The sequence below is a fragment of the Cytophagales bacterium genome, assembly GCA_033344775.1.
GTDB lineage: Bacteria > Bacteroidota > Bacteroidia > Cytophagales > Cyclobacteriaceae > JAWPMT01.
The window spans coordinates 42,720-64,990 of sequence record JAWPMT010000003.1; the positions used below are offsets into that span (position 1 = coordinate 42,720).

Consider the following 22,271-nt stretch of genomic DNA (forward strand, 5'->3'; position numbering starts at 1 on the left):
ATTTTTCGGTTTCTTTCGGATCTTAATCCGAAAAATTCCGGCATGACGCGCTTATTTTAGTCCGCCATTTCTGCTTTATGTTTTTAGGGACCAAAATTAGACTTCAGCATGACAGGTTCGAAAAAATTATAATGACTCGATCAGCTGATTGGTAGCGGGAATAGCCCCTTCATGGATCTGGCGCTCCAATTCATTGATGAGGACAATGATGGCCTTAAGTTCCTTCAGGTACCACATAAATTCTGGTTTTAATTGCCCACTCGGATCATAATAGGAGTAGATCGATCTATTTTGATTGTACAGCAGGTCTTTTACCCTGCGATTGTATTCATCGACACGCTCTTTGAGCCAACCAAAATGGTTGTTGCCAAAACTGATGTTGACTAACAGGTAGCTGCCGATAGAGGTAAAATGTTCATCACTAAAAGCAGACTGCACAATTGGCGCATCACCAATCATATTGAAATCAGTCACATACCTTAAGGCTGGGCGTGCTCCTTTTTCAATGCCTGTCTCATAATAATTGATGATCTCTGCAATGGAATCCCGCACCCCAATGTTGTATTTAGAAATGAACAACAACTCTTCTTGAAAGCTTTTGTAATAATTGATCTTTACATCATCATTTCTTTGCCGGTCCCGATAATCATTCAACTGAAACGCGGAGAATACACCGATGAATACAACGATCAATTCTACGAAAAAGCCTCCTGCGGTCTTCATACTGCAATAAATGTCTTGTATTAAACTCGAATCAACTATAAATACTCATAAGAAACAACTCAAGAGGGTCAATCATCTAATTTGATCCCATTATTTCCCTACGTGGAAATACGTAATTTGTAGATCAGGGGATATGTGGCGCTTTGAAACCCGTAATGCTTCGCCTTAACTTGTAGAGAGACAAGTATCATGAGACGAATAATCGCCATTCTTACCACTACCTGGCTGTTTTCCTACTCAGCACAAGCACAGCCGCCAATTTCAGTCACCATAAAAATTGATGTCGCAGAAAATGTGACCGATGTTGCGATCTCTCCGGATGGTAATAGCTGGCTCATATCAACCAGATCCCAGGTGATTTTATGGGATGATCAGGAAAGAAAAGTGAAATGGCAGCTTCCGATTACAAATAGTGGCTTACCTCGTCAGGCGGCATTGAACAATGACCATGCTTATGTGATTGGGCCTGAGCAATCCAAAATCAAGAAAGTAGATATAAAAACAGGGGATCTACTGGATGAAATTGGGATTCATGACCGAACAGGCAATACCAGTGAAGTCAATGCCATCAATCTGATCCCGGGTTCCGAGCACGAATTCTTACTTTCAGGAATTAGTTTCAGTATGAAAAATGCCACTTTCACTGAGGGGAAGGATGTTTTTGTTACTAAGCCAGTGGGTGACCGAGGGGCAGGCATTTTGCGATTTACGGGTAATGGAAAGTTCCTGAAAGAAGAACATAAGGCTAACGTCCTCTATGGATTTTCCAAAGCCAGAGATTTTGATCAGATAACTACATCACTTCGTAAAAGATGGGAGCCAGAAAAAGGGACCACTTATGGCTATCAGGCTTCTGACGATGGGAAATTCGTTTATCAGGCGCACTTCTGGCGCTCACTTAATTATAAGAAAGAATATCTCATTGAGAAAAGTTATTTGTTGACCAGAAAGGTTGTCAATAGTGTGCAGATCGAGGATCAGCCGGTTCACTTTTCAATGGCCGCAAATGGCGATAAGATCTTACTGACCACTGCAAAGGAAAATGACCCAGGGAATCAACAATGGTTTTTGCTGGATGTTCCTACTTGGGAGTTGATAAACATTGATTTGCCTATCAATAATCCAACAGCTATTTATCATGATGCTTCTCGAAACCGAAATTTGGTCACAAATGGTGCTGGTGGACTGTGGTTGCTTGAAAGCGTCAAGAATACAGGACCGATCACAACCTATCAGCTTGATGGATCAAGTCAGCATGTGTCTGAGCAGGAAATGGTGACTGTAAATCAAGTTGCAGCGGATGAATCAGCCATCGCCCAGGTGAAAAATGATCCTAAAAGCGCAGTGGATGATCCCCAGTACTACATCGACATGGCTTTTGTATTGTCGAATGAATATAAGTTTCAGGCGGCATTTGAGGCCTTTAAGAAAGTATATCAGGCTTATCCGGAAGATCAGTTTACCAATGCATTCATGGGCTGGTTTACGCTATTGTCAGGGACATTGGATGGAGTAGAACCTTTGATGAAAAAAGCCACAGAACTTATTCCTTTCGACCCAATTGCCCATCAACTGTACGCCTACTATCATCTGTTGAGTGGGGATCGACCCAATGCAGAAGCGGAAATTCGGAAAGTCATCTCTTTCAAAGTAGACAATGAAGGGATGGGCGAGAAAAATACGGATTGGGTGCTGATCAATGCCGCTGGTTACGCAAAGGACTTCTCTGAGTTTGATCGATGGATGGAGAGCCTCATCAATCCAGACCTCCCAAAAAGAGCTGCCAACTTTCAACGTTTTCAAACTGCGCAAAAGCAATCTTCACCCCGGAACAAGTACAATCAAATGGCGGAGGTCATTCGACAAGAACGTACGTTGAAAGTCCCGAGAGCAGCTGTACTCGGCGCTGCTATGTCTGAAGCAGCCTCTTCCGGGCGAAAAATAGGGGAGGTGGAGCAGGCCATGAAATTCGGCAAGGAATCAGTGGAGTTGCTTTTGCCGTTTGGAGATATCGCGCTTTTGGTAGCTGCGAACGTAAATGCAGGCCACGCCCATAATCAGGGATTTCGATTTGATCTGGCTCGCCCATACTATGAGGAAGCGCTTCGACTAATGGACCTGTATGAAGGCCAATTTGAAGCTTATCGAGTAGGGGCCTTGAATGGCTTAGGAGGAGTTTTCGACAATCAGGGAGAACAACCTCGTGCACTGATTTACTATGAAAAAGCATTGGAGGTATCACGTGCTGCTGGTAATAAAAATGATGAGGCCATTGCACTTGGGAATATTGCTACGGTCTACATCTCACAAGGTGAGAACGTCAATCATGCGATACAAATGCTTAATCAGGGCACAGCTATTTATCAGCGCTCGGGCGATGAGGTGACGCTGGCCAATAACTACAACAACATTGCTTTCGGACTGATGCTTTTGAATAAGCCTTTTCAAGCCATTGATTATTTCAAAAAGGCTGAAGCGCTGTACTCAAAACTGAGTATGGTAAGCGGGCTTGCTATGGTCAATAATGCTATTGGTAAGCTCTTGATCAGTTACAATAAGAAGATCGATGCGATTGCTTACTATCGAAAAGCCTTGCAATACATTGATGAGTCAGTTGATCCGGAGATGGCCAAGACGGTTTATGCCAATCTGGCTGGAGGACTGTTAGGACAGGAGCAATATCAGGAAGCAGCTTCCTATGCCGAAAAGGCGATCAAACTCAACGAAAAATTGTTGCAAAATGCTGATGCCAAAGCAGAAAGAGGTATACGGTCTGCCACCAATAATTATTACAGGATCGTAAGCCTGGCGCGGCACCGTCAAAAGAATTATGCTGGAGCATTTGAAGCACATGAACGCAATCGATCTCGAGAACTGCTCCGAAAAATGGGATCAGGCTCCTATATTTCTGCCAATCAGATGCAGGGAATGCTAGCTTCGGATCAGGCTTTGATTGATTATAATGTGGTACATCTCTATTGGGAGGTTCATTCGCACTTGTTTCCAGTGGTTGTTGCCAGTGATGGGATCAGCGGCAAGGAATATTCGGACAGTACCTTGATCAGTTCTCTTAAACAGGAAGGAGAGGAGCGCTTTGTGAACTTCATGAACCAGCGCAGTATGTTGCAACAGATCCGGCAATACGTTTCGGAGAAAGGTGTTCCTGAAAATGTTGCCCAGAGTCTTGTTCGGGATTCGAATCTGGAAAAAACCATTGAATTCTATCGACACTTGATCAAGGAACCGAATGCCCGAAATGAATTGCTCAGAAAGAGCTACGCCCGGGTATTTTATGATTTGTTGATCCGACCGATTGCTGATCAAATTGAAGGAAAAGAAGAATTGATCATCATTCCTGATGGCCCGTTAGCCTTTCTGCCATTTGAAACACTGATGGACGACAATGGCCAATACCTGGCTGAGCAATATAAGATCAGATACGCGCAATCCGCGACAGTGTTGAAGGCACTGAGTACCAGAAATTATTCTTCGGCTCGTAAACCTCTTTTGGCCTTTGGAGGGCCGGTATTTGAAGAACTGGATGCAAGCGAAGGAATACCCAACACTGGAAGCAGAGCGCTGACTTTCAATCAACTACAACGAACTTACTATTCGGCGGAAGAACAAGGAGCTTCCATGCGGCCTACTTACATTCAAATGGGGTTTACGAAAATGACGCCTCTTCCTGGAACCATTAGAGAGACTAATCAGATCAGATCCATTGTGGGAGGTGCGGAGCTGTATCAAGCGGATGATGCCAATGAAAATCAACTGAAAGCGATGGCTAAAGCCAACCAATTGTCGAATTACAAGGTGTTGCATTTTGCCACACATGGATGGGCTTACGCTGAGATTCCGGAACTTTCAACGATTGTACTGGGACAATACAAACAAGCGCGAGGAGGCGAAGATGGATTTCTGCGTGTACCGGAAATCGAACAATTGAACTTGAAGGCTGATTTTGTTAACCTGTCAGCTTGTGAAACCGCCCTTGGTAAATTGTATTCCAGCGAAGGGGTGGTCGGATTGACTCAAGCGTTTTTAGTTGCGGGGGCCAAAAGTATTTCCGTGACGCAATGGACCGTTTCTGATGAAGGCACCGCCATTTTTATGACAGAAATGTATCGGAAAGTTTTCCAGCAACAGCAGTCCTATCTGGATGCCTTTGCAGCGACAAAAATTGAATTTATTCAGGGGAAATATGGTGACAAATTCAAACACCCGGACTATTGGGGGCCATTCGTCTATTATGGTATTTAATCTATTAAATATGCGTCATCTCTTATCTACGTTGATTGTCCTGGTTGCTTTCGGAGCATTTGCACAACAGCATATCTATACCCTAACAGTCGGACCAAAAGGCAACCATATCGCCATATCAAAGGACAAGTTGGTCTATGTGTATGGGATCACTTCAGATGAGTCTACATTCAATGTAGGCATGGGGGAGGATATCGCTGGAACAGGATTCTCCAATGACGAAAACCTGTTCATTGTCATGGATTACAATTATGTATTTCGTGCGTTTGATCTATCCAATGAAGGAGAAGAAGTATGGAGCAGTGATATCCTGGAGTTCATCGATCGGCCCAGTGAACGATTTAAGGTTCGGATCATGGAATCTCAAAGTGGAGATTACATCCTGGCGCAGCACATGGGACAATCTATCGTGCTGGATGGGTACACTGGAGAATTGGTTGGGTATGCCGATCTGGACATAGAATTGTACAGTCAGCGTGATGATGATCCTATCAGTGTTTGGCCTAGTGGCCCCAATTCTTTTGAAATCATGAATGTTGGTTCCCGTGATTACCATCGTGCCGAATTGACCATTGAAGGCTATGGTGCCATTGAATCGGATACCGAATACGGGAATACCGAGGCACCTTTTCCAGTTCTGGCACATTATCCGGGTAGGTCCCTGATCTACACGCGGGATGATAACAAGTACAAGACAGAAGTATTGTTGCATGGAAAGCCATTTCGCAGTGGGAAAAAAGACCGGGTAGATTTTCCGGATGGTGTGTTCTCTCCTGATGGTAATTATTTCGCGACAGGAAAATTCACGGAGAAGGCAGCGGTTTATGAATATGCTTCGGGTAGAAAAATCACGCAGCTAGAGGTGAAACAGGTACCGTATTTTGTTAATACAAACTATGTCCTTTTTGGAGGTTACAAGGCCGCTTATTTCGTTTATGATGCTAAAAGTGGGAAGCTTCTCTTCAAAATAGATCGGGAAGAGGATCTGAAGTACAAAGGCACGAGCATTTCCAAAAGTGCATCTACTCGTGCTGCAGGTGTGATCTTCTTTGATGATTTCGAAGACAACTTCAATGAGTGGAATACCAAGGTCAATGATGAGAATGCCAAACGGATTGTAGATGGTAAGTACGTTATGACTTCTACTGAAAGCCGATACGGAATCTGGAACAGTAAGATCGTGATTGATCAGTTTCGGGATTTTGAACTGGAAGTCAAGCTAAAATGTGATCCCAAAGAAGAAGACAAAGAATACGGCATTTTTTGGGGAAGGAATTACGAATTCCAATATCGAAATGTCTTTCGATTGAAGAATACAGGCAAATTCTACATTGGGAAATACCAACGTGGAAAATGGTATGCTTCGCAATCCTGGAAGGAATCTGAATTAGTGAATCCTGGGGCATATAATGTGATCAAAGTGCGCAAGGAAGGAAATACAACTTCCTATTTTCTGAATGATGAAAAAGTCCTGGAAGAACCTTTCAAGGGGTTTTTGGGCAATAAGGTTGGGTTTGATTATGTGCCAGGGAACATGGAAGTAGATTTCATCAAAGTGACTTACCTCAATGAATCCAATCAATCCGAAATTCCTATTTATGCGGATGAATTTGAAGACAATTCTGACAAATGGGCGTCAAAACGAAAGGAAGGCTCCTACGATCAGCAGATCCTTGATGGATATTTTCGCTATGAGGTGATGGCCGAGAAAACGTCTTACACCAAGTGGAACAACAAGCTGTTTTTGGATCAGGACAAAGATTACATTTTTGAGACAGCTGTCAAATTTGATGCATCCAGTAGTTCTGCCTTATTGGGCATGGCCTGGGGTCGGGCAGAAAAGGGAGGTAAACAGTATCGTTTTGGATTTAGCCCCAAAGGTAACTTTCGGGTGGACTACTACAATGGCAGCAGCTACGTAGCGGTAACGGATTGGAAGGGAGCAGGGATTAACCTCAATGCCTTCACCAGGCTCAAAATCAAGAAGGTAGGTGAGGAGTATAAATTCTATATCAACGACAAGGTGGTAGCCATAGAGAAAAACCTGCAAGGATTTGGTCCGATCGCTGGTTTTGTTGTTCCTGAGCGCACCATTGCACATGTGGATTACATCCGTATCAAATACATCAATCCGAGATCCAGCACGTATCGAAGTTTTGCCTCACGAACTGGGAAGCGAATCTACATCCCCTATATGCGACCCAACAATCCAGCTAATAGAGGAGGGAAGGTTTTGATTGGTGATGCCATCATTTGTGATCGACCACCCAAAAGGGAAGCGGGTGGAATGGGTTTGGCAACGACTACTCAGAAAGTACACTGGGACTACTGGATACTGGATGAGGAGGATGAAATTGACTTTGGGAAAAAGGAATTACGAGACATCTATCCAAGCGGATGGATGGTTTGGGAACACAATATTAAATGCAAATAAAGTTAGGTGATTGTGAATTACTCGTATCCAGGCAGATTTTTCGAAAGATTAGAAATCTTGAAAAAATCACCATTCAATTCCCTAAAGCCTTACCCGGCCGGGGGACGAATTCTTTTACTCCCTTTAGGGTAGGGGTAGATTTAGATACTAGAAAAATCTACCCTGATATGCTAGAAGCGTACTTTTTTGATGAATTTCAGAATTAACCGGATATCACTAATCATGAATAAGAAACTGCTACTTTTCTCGTCGATGATGATCATGGTAATCAGCCTTATGGCCCAACAGGTCAATATTGATGTTACTTACAAGAAGAAAAAGCATCCGGCTTTCAAATTCAAAGTAGCCCGTCCCATTGCGATGACCCTAACCATCGACGATCAGGTTTATGAGATTACCCCAGTGAATAAGGACCTGAAAAAGTGGGAAATTGAGAACAATGGTAGTTTTTCTGAGGCGACTTTCTTCTCCGATGAAGCAAAAGGAATTTGGTGGGAGATCGCAAATCCGGATGTGACTACTACCATTCTGTTGTCAACAGACCCTACGGATACGAATGATCCTAGAGAATTTGTGATCACGTCAACCGTAGATCGAGGAAAATTCATGGCCTTCAATGATGAGCCAGATTGCAATAGCCAGTTTACCCTGGTAGAGCCTGCAGACAGTCCGACGCTGTTGACGGGTGTCATGCGGACTTACGGAACCTTGATTAGCAATGATCCCTGCGACAAAGGAAAATGGGAGATTGAGCTGGAAAACCGCCCTTCTGATCACGTGTTGATGGGTTGGATTTTTGCCACGATCCAATCCATGAATGTGAGGTTTATGAAAGAGTAGATCAGAGTTATTTCAAGAACAACTCTGATCTATTGGTCTTTCTTTCACTTTAGCTTATCATTTTAAGACGCTGAACAGCGAATTAATTCGTTATACCGCTTCTGACTGCAAGAATTTGCCAGTGAAACTAACGATGCCATTCAATGTAGAAAGCGCACCACTCAATTCGATCCCGCTTGATCCGTCAGTAGTTTCTGAAAAGCCAGCTGCTCCTGAGTAAGAATATCCGTAGATATCGCTACCCCAGAATTGCATCACTGTTTTTGGACCTGAATTGTTCTCGAAGTGGTAGTGCAAGTTCATGCCTACAGTCGCATCTTCAAGTTTCAAAGTAGCAGAGCCGGTTCCGTTTGAAGTGTTGGCTGCAGTAATTTCAAGTGTTGCGCCTAATTCTGCGCATGAATAAGTTGAGACTAATCCCATGATAATAAAAGTTTATATGCTAGTGACCTACTCTGTTTAGGCTTTATGCCGTGGGCTTTTCGGGTTCCGCCCTGTCTCAGTGATGTTGATCACTTTCGACATGGCTAAGTTGGGGAGTTTCAAAAGTGCGCAAGTGCTCAAAAAGGAGTAAGCTTCACAATACCGCAATTGCGGCACTAGGCATAAACAATGAAGTAGCTGTGTTTGTAAGGTATTGTAAATGAGTCAAATAGGGGCTGTCAAAGGTAAGTTCGTTGTTTTAGGAATCTGATATAGATCCTGTACCATAAGGGTTTTTCTTTTAGTGGAACAAAGAGATATCGCGTGAAGAGGAAAATAAGAACCCATCAAGCTGTTTACTTTGCAGTCATGAGTCCGCATTTCAAACGAAATCTAGCAAGGGTGCTTCCCTTTGGAGCGATCTGGTTGGTGATTTCTTTGTTTACAACCCTTAGTGATCTGACACAAAGTTGGGATCAAAATCTCAACCTGTCCGCAGATGTCGAGATGACATTGCCGGTAATCATTTTTGCCAGTTTCGCGTCATTTTTAGTGGGCATGTTGGTAGGCTATTTGGAAATGGTCAAGTGGCAGGGACGTTTCAGACATCTATCTTTTTTAAGAGGGTTGTTCATCAAATTGATGCTTTATTTGTTGATCATGGTTGTCATTGTCGCCATGTTCTATCCGGTCGCGGTTAGCCTGGGATCAGAATTTTCCGTATTTGATCAGGAGACCATGGAGATAACAGGAAGGTTTTTCTTAAGTATGACCTTTTTGAATACGCTGATTGAGTTGGGCTTTTCGCTTATGATAAGCTTGATCTATGCAGGCTTCAGCGAGCATGTGGGCCATCAATTTCTTCAGAAATTGGTTACCGGAAAGTACCATAACGCTCAGGAAGAACACCGTATTTTCATGTTTCTCGACATGAATGAATCAACCACTTTTGCGGAAAAACTTGGGCATATCAAATATTTCGATCTGCTGCAGGATTACTACGAGACCATGACAGATCCCATCATTCGATATGAAGGAGAAGTCTATCAATATGTGGGAGATGAAGTAGTGGTTACGTGGAAGGCAAGTGAAGACACTGCCAGAAATAATTGTATCGCGTGTTTTTTTGGTATTAAGGATAATCTGAATAAGCAAGCTTCTAAATTCCAGGAGAAATATGGGGTTGTTCCTCATTTCAAAGCTGGAATTCATATCGGTAAAGTCACTACTGGAAAGATCGGTTCATTGAAGAAGGAAATTGTTTTCACCGGTGATGTTCTCAATGCCGCAGCTCGCATTCAGGGAATGTGTAAAACCTATCAACGACCTTTGATAGTTTCCAGAGAAATCATCGATGCGATGGAAGATGCTTCTTCGCTTCAGCTTGAATCTCTTGGAACCACACAACTCAGAGGCAGAGAAGAACCCGCTGAACTTTTCGCTATCAGTCGAACTGCGGTCAGTCCTTCTGCTTAATCCACAATTCAAAAGCCTTGCGGAAACCCTGTGGATCCTTCATGTAGTCAGACATGATGTTGAGTTTTTTCCCATTTCTGAATTCCAGTGTCCAGGTATAATAATGGATTCCTCTTCGGGTCAATGTTCTTCGGTTGTGTGTTTGAATATCAGCAAGGGAAATGCTTTTGGTAGATAGAGGTCCCGTGATGTTCATCGTGGATGCATCAAATCGATAGATCCTGTATTGTGCCATAAAAGCCAATAACGCTAACACACCAGACCCGAGGCAAAAACCCCATCCCCATACAAATTCATTTGCCGCAAAAAACAGGATCAGGAAGGCACCCCAAAACAATGCTGGAATGATCACCAGTGTCTTTTGTGGTCCGAAAGAAAGGGAAGGTTCATTCATTGTATGAAAGATAATGTATAAAAGAAAAAAGCCAGACCATTACTGGCCTGGCTCTGGCGATGAATCAATAGTTGTTTTGGGCTTTATAAAGTAGTAGGGTCAAATTTTCCTAACCACAGTTGGCGGCCTTTATCTCCTCCAAATCCGAGGAAAATCATTTTCGAACCTCCATCTACCTGAATGTATGGGGTGTTAGGGAAGATGTTGAACTCACCGTTACCGAATACGCTGAAATCATCCAGCGTTCCACTTTCAATGTCCATTTGTCCTCCTTTGTACTGGATCAGTGGGATCGTAATGGTCGTCGTGGTTTCTTTTACCACATCACCGGGCAAGTAACTCCAGGATGACCAGGATCGTGAGTACACATCATTCAGAGCCGATAGGAACCAGTAGAATTTACCATTCGACCCTTCGAATATCGTTCCTTCCGTGGGCACGTTAGTAGCGGCGTTTTTCTGATCATTTTTAATACCGTAGAGCCTTTTGAAAGTGCCATCCGGGCCAAAGTGAAAGAGAAACAGATCTTTGTAAATAGGACCACCTTTGGTTCCAAGGTTCAGGTAATCCTGCGCAGTGATGAATACATCTCCACTGGACGTCACGCGCATATCCGTGAATACCACACTCTTACCGGAGTATTCGGAAGGCTTCTTTTGGCTGGCAGGCTTTTCATTCTTGGAGTTGATCTCTTCCAAACCCGGGGCGCTGACGAAATCCACTTTTCCACCTGTAACTTTCAAAATTTGAAAATTGTCTTGTTTGCCAGTCCCAATGGCAGAAAGTAGTTTTTGATGATCTTCGCCGACCCCTTTAGATTCACCTACACCATAAACATAGGTAGCTCCGTCTTTCTCAGTGGCGCCTAATATTTGCCAATTCAATGTCTTGGTATCAAAGTTCAGCTGTTCTTTTATCTGACCATCGGGTGAAATCCTCACGTACGTCCATTTCGTTGGACTGGGGTCCTGATATATTTTTGGTTTGTAAAGCCCTTTTCCGCCTGCGGCGGCAAATACCATAACAAAGTCGGAGGCCACAGCAGGATCAGCCGATGGTAAGGGGGCTGCGAACATGACACGATAAACAAACCCCAGATCAATACTGGCTTCACTGACTTTTTCGAGGTTGGCATTGACTCGGAGCACTTTATAGCTGGTCACCTGGAAGAATTTGTCCGGCTGCCCTGCAATCGCTAGTACTTCTCCATTCTCAGGGTTGTCATAATGCGACACGTAAGTGAGTTTACGTTTGCCTTCGTCCGTGAATTTGACTTTATCGAGTTTCTTCACATTTTTCTTGTACCTACCCGAAAACCAGTTGTATTTGTAGCTTGTTTCCAGTTTCTGGAACTCAAGCCGACCCGCTTTGTTGGGGCCTGCAGTGACTCCTTGTATGGTGTATTCATCGCCGCGATAGTTGGGCGTATACTCCGATTTTTCACCTTTTTCAGCAGGCACTAACTCAATTTCTTCCTTTTCTTCACTGACAAAGTTCAGGTCGTAATCAAATGTCAACTTGTCTACCTCAATCGATTTGTTCTTCGTGTTGGTGGTGTAGATGACCTGGAATTGTTGTGCGGCATCATCATAAATCACCTGAGAAGGCTGTCCGTGATTTCGAGCATTTACCGTTCGCTTATCAAGATCATGGACATTTTCTTTGGCGATCAACTGGGCATATATTCCGGTGTTAATTACACTCATCAATAGCAAAAAGAGGAGTGATTTCATTTTGTGTTGATTATTCATGTATGTAGTGGTTAGCGGTTATTATTCGTGATTATTTGTAGACCTGGCCAGAGCGAACTTGACCAATCCTACGACGGTCTTTACTCCGGTTTTGGCGTAAATGCTTTTGCGATGAGTTTCTACGGTCCGTTGGCTGATTCCTAACTCACTGGCGATAATGGAACTGGACTTTTCATCGAGGATCATATCCAGAATTTGGGACTCGCGTGGCGTAAAGGGTATGTTCATCGTTATTCATTTTACCGTTGGCGATTCGGTTAAAATCTCTGGGAATTCGGTAGTGGAATCCCCGGAGGTGAGGTAAAGGAGCAGGTTACTCGGCTGTTTGTCAAGCCTTTAAGGGAGTCTGGGAATGAAATTACGGGAAACTACGTAGGGAAATTTGTCCGGGATATCCGATATATTAGAAAGGTGAAAACCTGCACGCTGCTTTCACTGATGGTAATATGGGGCCTTTGTGCCACGGCCCGTGACCTTCCTGAGGAGGAATATGTCCATGTTCTGGGTCTGGGATTTGAGCATAGCGAACTCAATACGCGCTACCTCTGGAGCAGTAAATTGGATACCGTGGATTTGAAGCAAGCCATCGACCACCCTGAATACTTCGAAGAAGTGAACCAGGAACGATTGCATTTGGGGAATTTCAATGATGTGGGTTGGATCAAATTACACATCAGCAATCAATCAAAGTGGGATCAATTTTTACTGGAATTCGATGAGACCTATCTGGATGCCTTGCATTTGTATGTGGTCCAAGATGGCCAGGTGATCAATCAATACAATCCTAAGGGCTTCGAGTTTCCAGAAAACCGTAGGCGAGAATATTTGTCCATCAACCCATCTTACTTATTTACATTGCAAATTCAGCCAGGGGATACGATCAGTGTTTTCATGCATTGTACAATCAAAGAAGGTACCCTGCTCGTAGGAAATGACTTATGGACCATCAATTCGAATGAGGTCAGGAAGAGAGAAATTCGTTTTCAGACCACCTACTTGTTGTTACTGATCGGGTTCTCGTCGTTGGTGATCCTGGTGGCGTTGGTGTTTTTCGTATTCACACGCGACAAGATCCAGTTGTATTATGTCGGATTTGTATTGGCCAATGTGGGAAACATTGTCCTGATGGCGGATGTGATGGATGCTCGTTTATTCGAGAAATACGTCTTTTTTGGCGTTAATTATACGGATGCTTTTGGTCTGGCACAAATCTTCTTTGGACTGCTGTATGTCATTCATTTTCTCCAGTTAAAGGAGAAGACACCATTGATGTATCGTGTCATGCGTGCTATGGTTTGGGCCACCGTGATCAATGCAGTGCTCACAATTTTTCTGCGACATATCAACTGGGTGGAGGTGATGGTGTTCAATCTGCTTACGTTGAAATTGGTGCTGTCCATGCTCTGTTGTATCGTAGCGGCCGTGACGTTATCTATACGTGGGGATATGATGGCTCGATATTTTGTGATCGCCTATTCTCCATTGTTGTATTTCGTAGGTCACTATTTTGCTTTGACCTGGGAGTTGACCAGTAAGCAGCGAACCATGTCATGGGAATCCTTCATCTTTTTTGAGATTTTCGTGCTCACGCTGGCCATGGCACATCGATATTACCTGATTGGCAAGAAGAACATCGAATATCAAAAAACGATCAATAGCCAGCAGAAAGACCAGATCAAGCACATCATTACTGCGCAGGAAAAGGAGCGTGGGAGAATTGCGAAAGAACTGCATGATGGGGTTGTTCAGGAAATTGGAAGTGTTATTCTGGGAATTAGACATGGACAGAACAAAGAAGATTTGCTCAATACGTTAGAGAATTCCAGTCGTGACCTCAGGACCCTTTCTCATAGCATGATGCCAAAGACCCTGCACGAGTTAGGATTGATTGCTGCCTCCCGACAAATGCTCATGGCAGCACTCCAGTATTCGAAAATCGAGTACACTTTTGAATCTTTTAACTTTGATCAGAGGCCAGGAGAGATCATAGAAATCACTCTTTACAGGATTCTGCAAGAGTTGGTCAATAACTTACTGAAGCACAGCCAGGCAAATACGGTATCAGTACAATTTTTTGTGATTGATGAGTCGATCATGCTGGTATTTGCTGATGATGGGGTTGGAATCGATACCAACAAGTTGAATGAAGGAATGGGATTACGAAACATACATAGCCGCCTGGAAATGGTGGCTGGGAATGTGTCGATAGAGCCAAATGAACCTAGGGGAACCACATTCACTATCCGGGTTCCTTTTGTTGCAAATGAAAAGACTGTTGAAGCATGAAAATCATTATTGCAGATGATCATCCATTGATTGCCGCGGGTATCTCTGCCAATTTGGAAACCATGGAACACACAGAGGTGGTATGCATGGCGACGAATGGACAGGAAGTACTGGATTACCTTGAAAGCAATGATGCGGACCTGGTACTGATGGACCTGGAAATGCCTGAGATGAATGGGCTGGATTGTGCCCGAAAGATGCGTGTACAATTTCCTGGTGTTTTGATCATTATACTCAGCATGTACGAAGAACCGGAGCTTGTATCTCAGTTTCGGGAACTGGGGATCAAAGGGTACTTACTGAAGACTTCACCCATGGAAGAGATCCAACAGGCCATTCATGATGTCATGAGCGGTGGTTCGCACTACAGTGAATCGATCATGAAGAAAGTAGGGCAGGAGTCATTCAGTAATGTTAGTCCCGTGCCATCTTTTCAAACATCGGCGCTGGCTAGTCGATTGTCTAAGCGAGAATTGGAGATCATCCCACTCTTTTCTAAAGGGTATACCAATGCTCAGATTGCCGATATGTTATTCTTGAGTGCCCGGACCGTAGAGACACATCGATCGAATATTTTCAAAAAGACCAAGACCAAAAACATTGCGGAACTTATCCGATTTGCTTTTAAGAATGGGTTGATTTAAGTCGGAATGACCAGCGGAATATGGGAAACCTCGAACCTTATTTATTTGTTAACTAAAGCCAATTAATAATGACTGCAATTATTGATGTCCTGATGACCCTTTACTTTTCTTCTTCATCAAATGCGTTGACACAAGTTCGTTCGCAGGAAAAAGATGGTAGGGCTGAATGAGAGCTAAATCCTTACAATTTGATCATCATCTGAAGCGTCACTTCTGAACGAGTATCTCCTTCGATTAGATTGAGACCACTACCAATTTCGCCAGAGATGATGGTTGCTGCATCCTGAAAACGGGTTTGGGCATAACGGGCCCAAAAGGTGATCTTACGAGTAGGCTTGAATTGCACAAGTATGTATCGTCGGGTACCCAATCCTGAAATGGATCGGTTCGAGAAGGCGTATAGTACATTACGTTCATAGAAATACTGTCGATTCTCAAAATCATCCGTATCGATCAGTGCGATCCTGCCACTCAATTTGATTTTCCAGAAAGAATAGTTCACGTCTTGTAGGATCGCAAAGCCGCGAGTGGTTTCACCAGCGAGGAGAAAATCAGAAAACTGGACCCTGGACTTGACGGAAAAATTACGATTCACTTTGAAAGTAGCATCAACCAGACCATTTCGCTTTCGGGTACTTTGGATTTGATTCAGGTTGCTGCCTTCTGGCTGGATCGTCCTTTCCTTATTCTCCTGACGGAATTGTGCAAACATCGTAATGTTTCGAGAAGGGCGAAAGGTGTACCGGCCCAGATATTCAAATCCATCGGAAGGCGCCTCTGTACGAAAACGCAACCACGGAAACCGGAATTTGTCATAGTACAGTGCGATCTCATGCTTTTTGTTGGGTTTTATCTTCAATCCCCAGTAAGTACCAACCTCATTGATGATCCTGGAGCTTTCTCCAAAAGCGTTCCCATAAAAGCTGTGAAAGTCGCGGGCATAGTTGCGATGTACCAGGCTGAAGTCCACAATTGAAGTCAGAGAAGCCTGTAATCCGGTGATGGCTCCTATACCCCCGCTCGATGATCGGGCTACTTCGCCGAAGAAGGTAAAGTTTTGCCAGTAACCATCGAAATAGGCGCTGCCAATGAAATTGTTGTTTCCGACAAACTCGAACTGATTGTAGTTATTGGGCCTTCGTTGCAGTGGCTGGCTAAAACTGGAGTACAGAGACGTAACACCTGCAGTAAGGCGTCTTGTGATCTGATATTGCAACGCGGCACCAAGTGATTGTTCGGTAATGGTATTTCTACTCCCTAATTCGCTACGGGTACGATGGAATCCGGTTGTCTGAATAGAATTGACAAACTCGTCAAAATCAGAATAGGTGGTATCGGAAAGGATGTTGGCGTCCTGCTTCAAGTTGGAGTATAACACATCGACCTTCAGCCGGTTGAAGGATTTAGAGAGGCCAATTCCGCGAAAGAAACCGCTTTCGAGCGCAGAGGTGTAGGGTTTTAATCCGGTGGAGCTTCGTCGGGTGGTTTGTACCGTTTCACTTCCTTTACCAGGAGCAAACCCTGCACCGAACACCAGACCCTGACCAAATTGGCTTTGAAAATCACCCAAAATGATCTGATCAAACCCTCCACGGTTTTCAAGCATGGCATGGGCGGAATAGTAATCAAATCCATTCCTTCCATTATTGAAGTTCAGTCCTTCACCGGCATCCTTTTCAAACGTAAACCCAAAGCTATAATCGCCTTTGTGACTCACACGGAAACGACCGTAAAGCTGATTGGCATCTCCATCAAACAATCCTTCCTCAAAGCCAAAAGCCCGTTCGACAGTTCGTGTATTCCGAAGGATAAAATACTTGTTGGGCTCCGTTCGGATCTTTTCCCAAAGTGGGCGACCATCTTCAATTTCCTGTACAGTCACAAACGGCAGAATATTGCGAATGGTCAGGAGGTCGATCGATTCGATGGTTTGCAACTCGTAAATGCTGATCAGTTTTCCATTTGTTTCGATATGTGCCACCAAATCATTGATCTGAAGAGGACTGAACAAGTAAAGCCCCTCAAGATCTGCACGAGAAGCGCGGTTTAGGTTGACCGGATTTGTGTAGAGTTGCAACAGCGATTCATATAGGTCATCATACTGTATGTCCTCGTCCTGAAATTGAAACAGACGTTCGACGAAGGCTTCCAGGTCAATGTCTTCACCATCCTGGCCCCACAAAGGAAAGGCTGCGATCAATAAGACAAATAGTGCGATGAGCCTATTCACCTGACGCACGTTTGAGTGAATAGGTCAGCGAGATCTCATGAATGGCACCCAGGTCCGTTTGATCATTGAAAGCATAGTCAATCATGAATGACTTCCATTGCCAGCCAGCACCAAATGCTGATTTGAAAGGCTCTGTGCCGAATCCTGTTCTCACCCACACATTTTTGACAATCTCATATTCCAGTCCAGCTCTCAGGATGGCATCGAAATCCAGGTCTTTCTGAACTTCTACTGAAATCAAAAGGGCATCAGTTGGGGTGTAGGCCAATCCAGCTTTCAGCACGGTCGGCAAGGTTTCTTCTTCGGATAAGCGAGACTGTGTGATGTTATAGGCATGTGCACCAAGCGTCAGTTGCTCGGTAAGCGTAGCCAACCCTCCAAATTCAAGGACAACCGCTTGTTGGTTACCTAACGATTCAATGCTGTATTGGACAAAGCTTACGCCCAGACCAAGCGAAACCTGGTCAAAGCTGTTGCCGATGGCCAGACTCATCTTTTGTTGGTTGAACAGGTCATCACCAAACCGGAAAAAGGAGACACCCGCATTAAAGGGTTTGGTATGATGAACATAGCCACCTCCGACGACCTGAAAAGCAGAAATATCATATCGATTTTGATAAGAAAGCATACCGGAGGATTGGTCCAATGCCCCAATCGCTCCTATGTTGTTGAAAATACTCCATCCATCAACCAACGTTGCAGAAGTGCCACCCAGGCCAGCGCTACGGGCACCCAGTCGGAAATCACCGTTTTGACCGGTTAGATTTAGGGAATAGATCAGGCATACCAAGCATATCAATGCTCTCATGCGTCTAAACTAATCGTTTCCATCACCGGGTACAAGTTTGATGGATGATCTTATGGTTAAGGCTTGAGAATTGGGAGGATTGAGCGACTTGAGGCATTGCTTTGAAGCATGATGTTGGAAACATTCGCAGAAATAAAATGGCGGTGAGTTTTCTAATGTTTGAAATTGATTATTTGACTTTTTCCGTTTTATGAAAAAAAGTCGGTTGGGATACAAATAAAAAAGTCAGCTTCATCGAAGCTGACTTCTTTTTGATAACTCTATAATAGTTTTATACCAATTCTGCTTCTTCCTGGCGCATCGCCCAGATCGCTTTAGAATGGTCAATGATCTTTTTCAACTCATCAGGAGTCACCGCTTGCTTGGGATCATCACCAATGCCTTTTGAAGGATCGATATGCGTTTCAATGATCAATCCATCCGCACCGTAACTCATGGCTGCCAACGAAGCACTGTGCACGTACTTGGCCCTGCCTACCGAGTGTGAAGGGTCTACAATTACCGGAGCCCAGGTTTTCTCTTTCAATAATGGAGTAATACTCTCGTCAGGATAGTTTCGGTATCCATCCATTTTAGGCACCGTACCACGAGGGCAAAGCATCACGTCTGCATTTCCTCCTGCTGCAATGTATTCCGCCGCAGCGATGAATTCATTGATTGGCCCCATGGACATGGATCTTTTTAAGAGCACGGCCATCTTTTTACTAGCGGTTTTTTCACCAACTTGTCGGAGTAGCGAATAGTTTAGTGCATTTCTAGCGCCAATTTGTAGGATATCTACTTCTGCCTCAAGCGCGATTTCCAATTGGTAATCGTCCATGACTTCCGTATCAACAGGAATGCCAGTTTGTTCTCTTGCCTCGATGAGGATCTTCATGGAACGGTCATCTCCCTGAAAAGAATACGGCATGGTTCTGGGTTTCCAGACACCACCTCTGATGGCTTTTACGCCTGCTTCTTTTACGGCATGGGCCGTTTCCAGGAAAAGTTGCGGGTTTTCCGGATCAATGGTACATTGTCCTCCAATGATGAAAGGTTCTTCGCCAACGATCGTTGATCCTACCTTTACCTTATGATAAGCCATCTCCGAAGATCGGTCCATCAGTTTATAGGGAGAATCAATGGCATCTATCCGGTCGATGTAATCCAATCCAAGGATCCGGTTTTTCATGATGGCTTTACGTTCTTCGCCTAAAATGGCATAAATAGTGCGATGGAAACCTTCGATAGGCTGCAGTCGGCATTCAAATTCATTCACAATTGCCTTTACCTCCTGGAATTGCTCAGGAGTAAGCTTCGGCTCCTTCGGGATGATCATAAATAGTGTAATATTTTCCACAAAATAAGCTGGGTTTTTGCCAATAAATAAATTACTGGCAGAGATTTCTCTTTGTTCTAAAAAAGGAAAAGAATTTATGAAAATTTCTTAAATAACCGCTTGATTATAGTGTAATAATTTTGTGATTCATAATTCTTTAGGCTTTCCTTTAGAGTTGTTGCAATAACAAGCATTAAATAATCGCTATCTTGATGTCCATGGAGGTTAAGTTGTTTTTTCTGCTTTTGATATTTGGTGTGTGTTGCCAGGCCAATGTGCAGCAGCATCCTGTGAATGAAAACGCTCGGGTAACTGCGGTGAGCATCCAGGGAGATGCACAGGATTATCGGTTTTCAGTGACCTTGTCCACGCCAGATCTCGGATGTGAACAATATGCTGATTGGTGGGAGGTGGTTGATGTTTCCGGGAACTTACTATACCGTCGCATTCTGACACATAGCCATGTTAATGAACAGCCTTTTACACGTTCCGGAGGTCCTGTAGCTGTGGATACGAATCAGGAAGTATGGGTGAGGCTCCATATGAACAATTCAGGATACTCGAACCTGGCCATGTTTGGCACGCCGGGAAACGGGTTTGAATCAAAGGAGTTTCCGGATGGATTCGCCATTGGCCTGGATCGACAAGTGCCATTACCGGATGGGTGCCGGTTTTGATTTAAAAAACTATACTCAGAATCCCAATGATCAACAAGGAAGTGAGCCCCAATATCGCCGAAGCCAAACTGTGCAACTGATAGCCTTGCTTCACGTTCATACCCGTCATTTGCGTGACTACCCAGAAGAAACTATCATTGGCATGTGAGATGGTTGGAGCACCGGCACCAATTGCCACCACCAGCAGGGCTTTGTCAACGCCAGATTCAATGCCCATCACAGACATGAGCGGGGCCATGATGGACGCAGTAGTGATCAGTGCTACCGTTGAAGATCCCTGAGCGGTTTTAAGTCCAGCAGATAATAGAAATGCCAGCCCTAAAGCCATTCCTGAAGCTCCGACCTGTTGTTCTAGTATTGCACCTATATTGGCGGATTGTAGCACTTTGCCAAAGGCGCCGCCAGCTCCGGTGATCAGCAAGACAATGGTTCCTTCCTTCAGGGCTTTTCCAACCCAGCCATTGACACTCAACATGTCTTTTTCCAGTTTTTTAGGGAGCAGCATGGAAAATAATATCCCAACGAAAAGCGCAATGATCGGGTGACCAACAAAGGAACAGGCCTGCACAAAACTACCTGACCCAAATGGTGCAGTAGGGTATTCTGCAATTGATTTTAAAACGATCAATAAAATCGGAATAACGATAGGCAATAGCGACAACCCGAGGGAAGGTGTTTCCAACTCAGACTCCTGACTTTCAGGTTCATCTTGCCTCGACAATTCCATTGAATTGCCAAATCTCCGTGCAAACCATATGGTTGGGATCAGCGCGAAGATTCCGGTTGTCAGTCCAAACATGATGACCAGACCCAGGTCTGCTTCCAGTATTCCTGCTGCCGCTACAGGGCCAGGAGTAGGAGGGACCATGGTGTGTGTTGCCAATAGCCCCATGGCCAATGCCACCGCTGTACCAGCAGCAGATACTCCGGCTTTTTTGGCCAGCGCTTGTTGAAGGGAGTTGAGAATAATGAAGCCACTATCTGCAAAAACCGGTATGGATACGATAAATCCCATAGCGCCCATGGCACTGTGTACACGTTTAGATCCGATCAATCGTAATATCCCCTTTGCGAGCGCTTGTGCGCCACCGGAGTTCTCCAAAAAGGCTCCTATGATGATCCCGGCTATGATTACAATGCCAACACCTTCGATGGTCTTACCAAACCCTTCATTGATGGTTTTCAGCATGATCATGGGCTCCAGACCCGACAAGGTCCCAAATAGAAATGCCGTAAGGATCAATGCCAGGAACGGGTGCAGTTTGAGCCAGGTGGTGGTTAGGATCAGAAAGGCGACACTGACCAGGATGAAGAGAATAGTGAGCATACTGCAAGATACAAGAAACAGGATGGAGAAAGTAAGGGATAGTTGCTACCGGAAAAAGCGAATAACTACCCTCTCCGGACTTATAACTTCGCCGTATTCAACTAGCTTCTCCTGGTAAAAATGGCCACGATCGCGGAAGTAATAGCACCGGTGATCGGAAAGGCGATCATCCCCTGAATGATGTAGCTGGTTAGATTAAATTGATCCTGGGCTGCTTCCACAGTCATCATGTTGTGCTCTACTACATAAGAGATCACATTGTCAAAATACGCTGGCGTGATGATCAGGCTAGTAATTACCTGGGTGAGTGGAACAAATAGGGTGAAAATTCCTGTCATGATCAGTCCGGACAAGAAGCCTTGTTTGTAGTTCATTTTTCCATCATAGTGCCTTTTCCTTTTGTCAAGAATTGCCAGCACGTACAAGACAACCGCAGGGATGAAAAACAGGTTGGTGACGATCATGTGCTGATCAATCTTTTCGTCATGATAGCCCAGTGCTTTTTCACCCCACATCCAGATGAGTAGCGTTGCTCCAAATATTAAAGCCCATTTAAGTTCGGTTTTGAATGATTTCATAGCGATTAAAGTTTTGTTCAAATGAAGGTCAGGCACAGTAATCAGGGTTCATACTTTCGGGTGATTTGATGAAAATGGTCCCTCTGGGTGATGGTTGTAGTT

General features: G+C 44.2%; 17 protein-coding genes. 7 read left to right on the plus strand and 10 right to left on the minus strand.

Features of this window, described 5'->3' with window-relative positions:
- Positions 1-126 precede the first annotated feature (126 nt).
- Positions 127-723, minus strand: a complete 597-nt coding sequence (locus R8G66_08660) for a hypothetical protein (protein ID MDW3192423.1) — start codon at positions 721-723, stop codon at positions 127-129.
- Positions 724-912: 189 nt separating this feature from the next.
- Between R8G66_08660 and R8G66_08665 the strand changes: the two genes are divergently transcribed.
- The 3 genes from R8G66_08665 to R8G66_08675 all read left to right on the plus strand — a co-directional run bounded on the left by R8G66_08665 (position 913) and on the right by R8G66_08675 (position 8,257).
- Positions 913-4,983: a CHAT domain-containing tetratricopeptide repeat protein gene (locus R8G66_08665; protein ID MDW3192424.1), complete on the plus strand. Its 4,071-nt coding sequence runs from the start codon at positions 913-915 to the stop codon at positions 4,981-4,983.
- Between the two features lie 10 nt (positions 4,984-4,993).
- On the plus strand, positions 4,994-7,417 hold the full coding sequence (locus R8G66_08670; GenBank protein ID MDW3192425.1) for a family 16 glycoside hydrolase: 2,424 nt from the start codon (positions 4,994-4,996) through the stop codon (positions 7,415-7,417).
- Between the two features lie 222 nt (positions 7,418-7,639).
- On the plus strand, positions 7,640-8,257 hold the full coding sequence (locus tag R8G66_08675; protein ID MDW3192426.1) for a hypothetical protein: 618 nt from the start codon (positions 7,640-7,642) through the stop codon (positions 8,255-8,257).
- Positions 8,258-8,347: 90 nt separating this feature from the next.
- Here R8G66_08675 and R8G66_08680 read toward each other — a convergent pair whose 3' ends face one another.
- Positions 8,348-8,680 (minus strand): hypothetical protein, encoded by a 333-nt coding sequence (locus R8G66_08680; protein MDW3192427.1) that lies wholly within the window; start codon positions 8,678-8,680, stop codon positions 8,348-8,350.
- A gap of 324 nt (positions 8,681-9,004) precedes the next feature.
- Between R8G66_08680 and R8G66_08685 the strand changes: the two genes are divergently transcribed.
- Positions 9,005-10,156 carry an adenylate/guanylate cyclase domain-containing protein gene (locus R8G66_08685; protein MDW3192428.1) on the plus strand — a complete coding sequence of 384 codons (1,152 nt, stop codon included), beginning with the start codon at positions 9,005-9,007 and terminating at the stop codon, positions 10,154-10,156.
- On the opposite strand, the gene R8G66_08690 is transcribed toward R8G66_08685, so the two are convergent.
- The 3 genes from R8G66_08690 to R8G66_08700 all read right to left on the minus strand — a co-directional run bounded on the left by R8G66_08690 (position 10,140) and on the right by R8G66_08700 (position 12,529).
- A complete protein-coding gene (locus tag R8G66_08690) occupies positions 10,140-10,550 on the minus strand; it encodes a hypothetical protein (protein ID MDW3192429.1) in 411 nt (136 codons plus the stop codon). The two genes, R8G66_08685 and R8G66_08690, sit on opposite strands and share 17 nt — an antisense overlap.
- Before the next feature lie 83 nt (positions 10,551-10,633).
- Positions 10,634-12,283, minus strand: a complete 1,650-nt coding sequence (locus tag R8G66_08695; GenBank protein ID MDW3192430.1) for a hypothetical protein — start codon at positions 12,281-12,283, stop codon at positions 10,634-10,636.
- A gap of 39 nt (positions 12,284-12,322) precedes the next feature.
- Positions 12,323-12,529, minus strand: a complete 207-nt coding sequence (locus R8G66_08700; GenBank protein ID MDW3192431.1) for a helix-turn-helix transcriptional regulator — start codon at positions 12,527-12,529, stop codon at positions 12,323-12,325.
- A gap of 183 nt (positions 12,530-12,712) precedes the next feature.
- Here R8G66_08700 and R8G66_08705 point away from each other — a divergent pair, with 183 nt between their 5' ends.
- Positions 12,713-14,587, plus strand: a complete 1,875-nt coding sequence (locus R8G66_08705) for a 7TM diverse intracellular signaling domain-containing protein (GenBank protein ID MDW3192432.1) — start codon at positions 12,713-12,715, stop codon at positions 14,585-14,587.
- A complete protein-coding gene (locus R8G66_08710) occupies positions 14,584-15,231 on the plus strand; it encodes a response regulator transcription factor (GenBank protein MDW3192433.1) in 648 nt (215 codons plus the stop codon). Before R8G66_08705 ends, R8G66_08710 begins: the two co-directional genes overlap by 4 nt.
- Before the next feature lie 181 nt (positions 15,232-15,412).
- On the opposite strand, the gene R8G66_08715 is transcribed toward R8G66_08710, so the two are convergent.
- From R8G66_08715 to R8G66_08725, 3 genes are all read right to left on the minus strand, one after another.
- Positions 15,413-17,461: a helix-hairpin-helix domain-containing protein gene (locus tag R8G66_08715; GenBank protein MDW3192434.1), complete on the minus strand. Its 2,049-nt coding sequence runs from the start codon at positions 17,459-17,461 to the stop codon at positions 15,413-15,415.
- Positions 17,454-18,269 (minus strand): hypothetical protein, encoded by an 816-nt coding sequence (locus R8G66_08720; protein MDW3192435.1) that lies wholly within the window; start codon positions 18,267-18,269, stop codon positions 17,454-17,456. The genes R8G66_08715 and R8G66_08720 overlap by 8 nt, the downstream gene beginning before the upstream one ends.
- A 271-nt stretch (positions 18,270-18,540) precedes the next feature.
- Positions 18,541-19,587, minus strand: coding sequence for a hypothetical protein (locus R8G66_08725; protein ID MDW3192436.1), 1,047 nt, complete (start codon positions 19,585-19,587; stop codon positions 18,541-18,543).
- Positions 19,588-19,799: 212 nt separating this feature from the next.
- Between R8G66_08725 and R8G66_08730 the strand changes: the two genes are divergently transcribed.
- Positions 19,800-20,264, plus strand: a complete 465-nt coding sequence (locus R8G66_08730; GenBank protein ID MDW3192437.1) for a hypothetical protein — start codon at positions 19,800-19,802, stop codon at positions 20,262-20,264.
- 1 nt (position 20,265) lies between these two features.
- Here R8G66_08730 and R8G66_08735 read toward each other — a convergent pair whose 3' ends face one another.
- Together R8G66_08735 and R8G66_08740 are read right to left on the minus strand one after the other, a co-directional pair.
- Positions 20,266-21,591, minus strand: coding sequence for a GntP family permease (locus R8G66_08735; GenBank protein ID MDW3192438.1), 1,326 nt, complete (start codon positions 21,589-21,591; stop codon positions 20,266-20,268).
- A gap of 101 nt (positions 21,592-21,692) precedes the next feature.
- Entirely contained in the window at positions 21,693-22,169 is a 477-nt protein-coding gene (locus tag R8G66_08740) for a DUF4199 domain-containing protein (protein ID MDW3192439.1), read from the minus strand.
- Positions 22,170-22,271: the final 102 nt, after the last annotated feature.

Coding starts and splice junctions, on each gene's coding strand:
- R8G66_08660 (MDW3192423.1), bottom strand. CDS start 723: ATGAAGACCGCAGGAGGCTTTTTCGTAGAATTGATCGTTGTATTCATC.
- R8G66_08665 (MDW3192424.1), top strand. CDS start 913: ATGAGACGAATAATCGCCATTCTTACCACTACCTGGCTGTTTTCCTAC.
- R8G66_08670 (MDW3192425.1), top strand. CDS start 4,994: ATGCGTCATCTCTTATCTACGTTGATTGTCCTGGTTGCTTTCGGAGCA.
- R8G66_08675 (MDW3192426.1), top strand. CDS start 7,640: ATGAATAAGAAACTGCTACTTTTCTCGTCGATGATGATCATGGTAATC.
- R8G66_08680 (MDW3192427.1), bottom strand. CDS start 8,680: ATGGGATTAGTCTCAACTTATTCATGCGCAGAATTAGGCGCAACACTT.
- R8G66_08690 (MDW3192429.1), bottom strand. CDS start 10,550: ATGAATGAACCTTCCCTTTCTTTCGGACCACAAAAGACACTGGTGATC.
- R8G66_08695 (MDW3192430.1), bottom strand. CDS start 12,283: ATGAAATCACTCCTCTTTTTGCTATTGATGAGTGTAATTAACACCGGA.
- R8G66_08700 (MDW3192431.1), bottom strand. CDS start 12,529: ATGAACATACCCTTTACGCCACGCGAGTCCCAAATTCTGGATATGATC.
- R8G66_08710 (MDW3192433.1), top strand. CDS start 14,584: ATGAAAATCATTATTGCAGATGATCATCCATTGATTGCCGCGGGTATC.
- R8G66_08720 (MDW3192435.1), bottom strand. CDS start 18,269: ATGAGAGCATTGATATGCTTGGTATGCCTGATCTATTCCCTAAATCTA.
- R8G66_08725 (MDW3192436.1), bottom strand. CDS start 19,587: ATGATCATCCCGAAGGAGCCGAAGCTTACTCCTGAGCAATTCCAGGAG.
- R8G66_08730 (MDW3192437.1), top strand. CDS start 19,800: ATGTCCATGGAGGTTAAGTTGTTTTTTCTGCTTTTGATATTTGGTGTG.
- R8G66_08735 (MDW3192438.1), bottom strand. CDS start 21,591: ATGCTCACTATTCTCTTCATCCTGGTCAGTGTCGCCTTTCTGATCCTA.
- R8G66_08740 (MDW3192439.1), bottom strand. CDS start 22,169: ATGAAATCATTCAAAACCGAACTTAAATGGGCTTTAATATTTGGAGCA.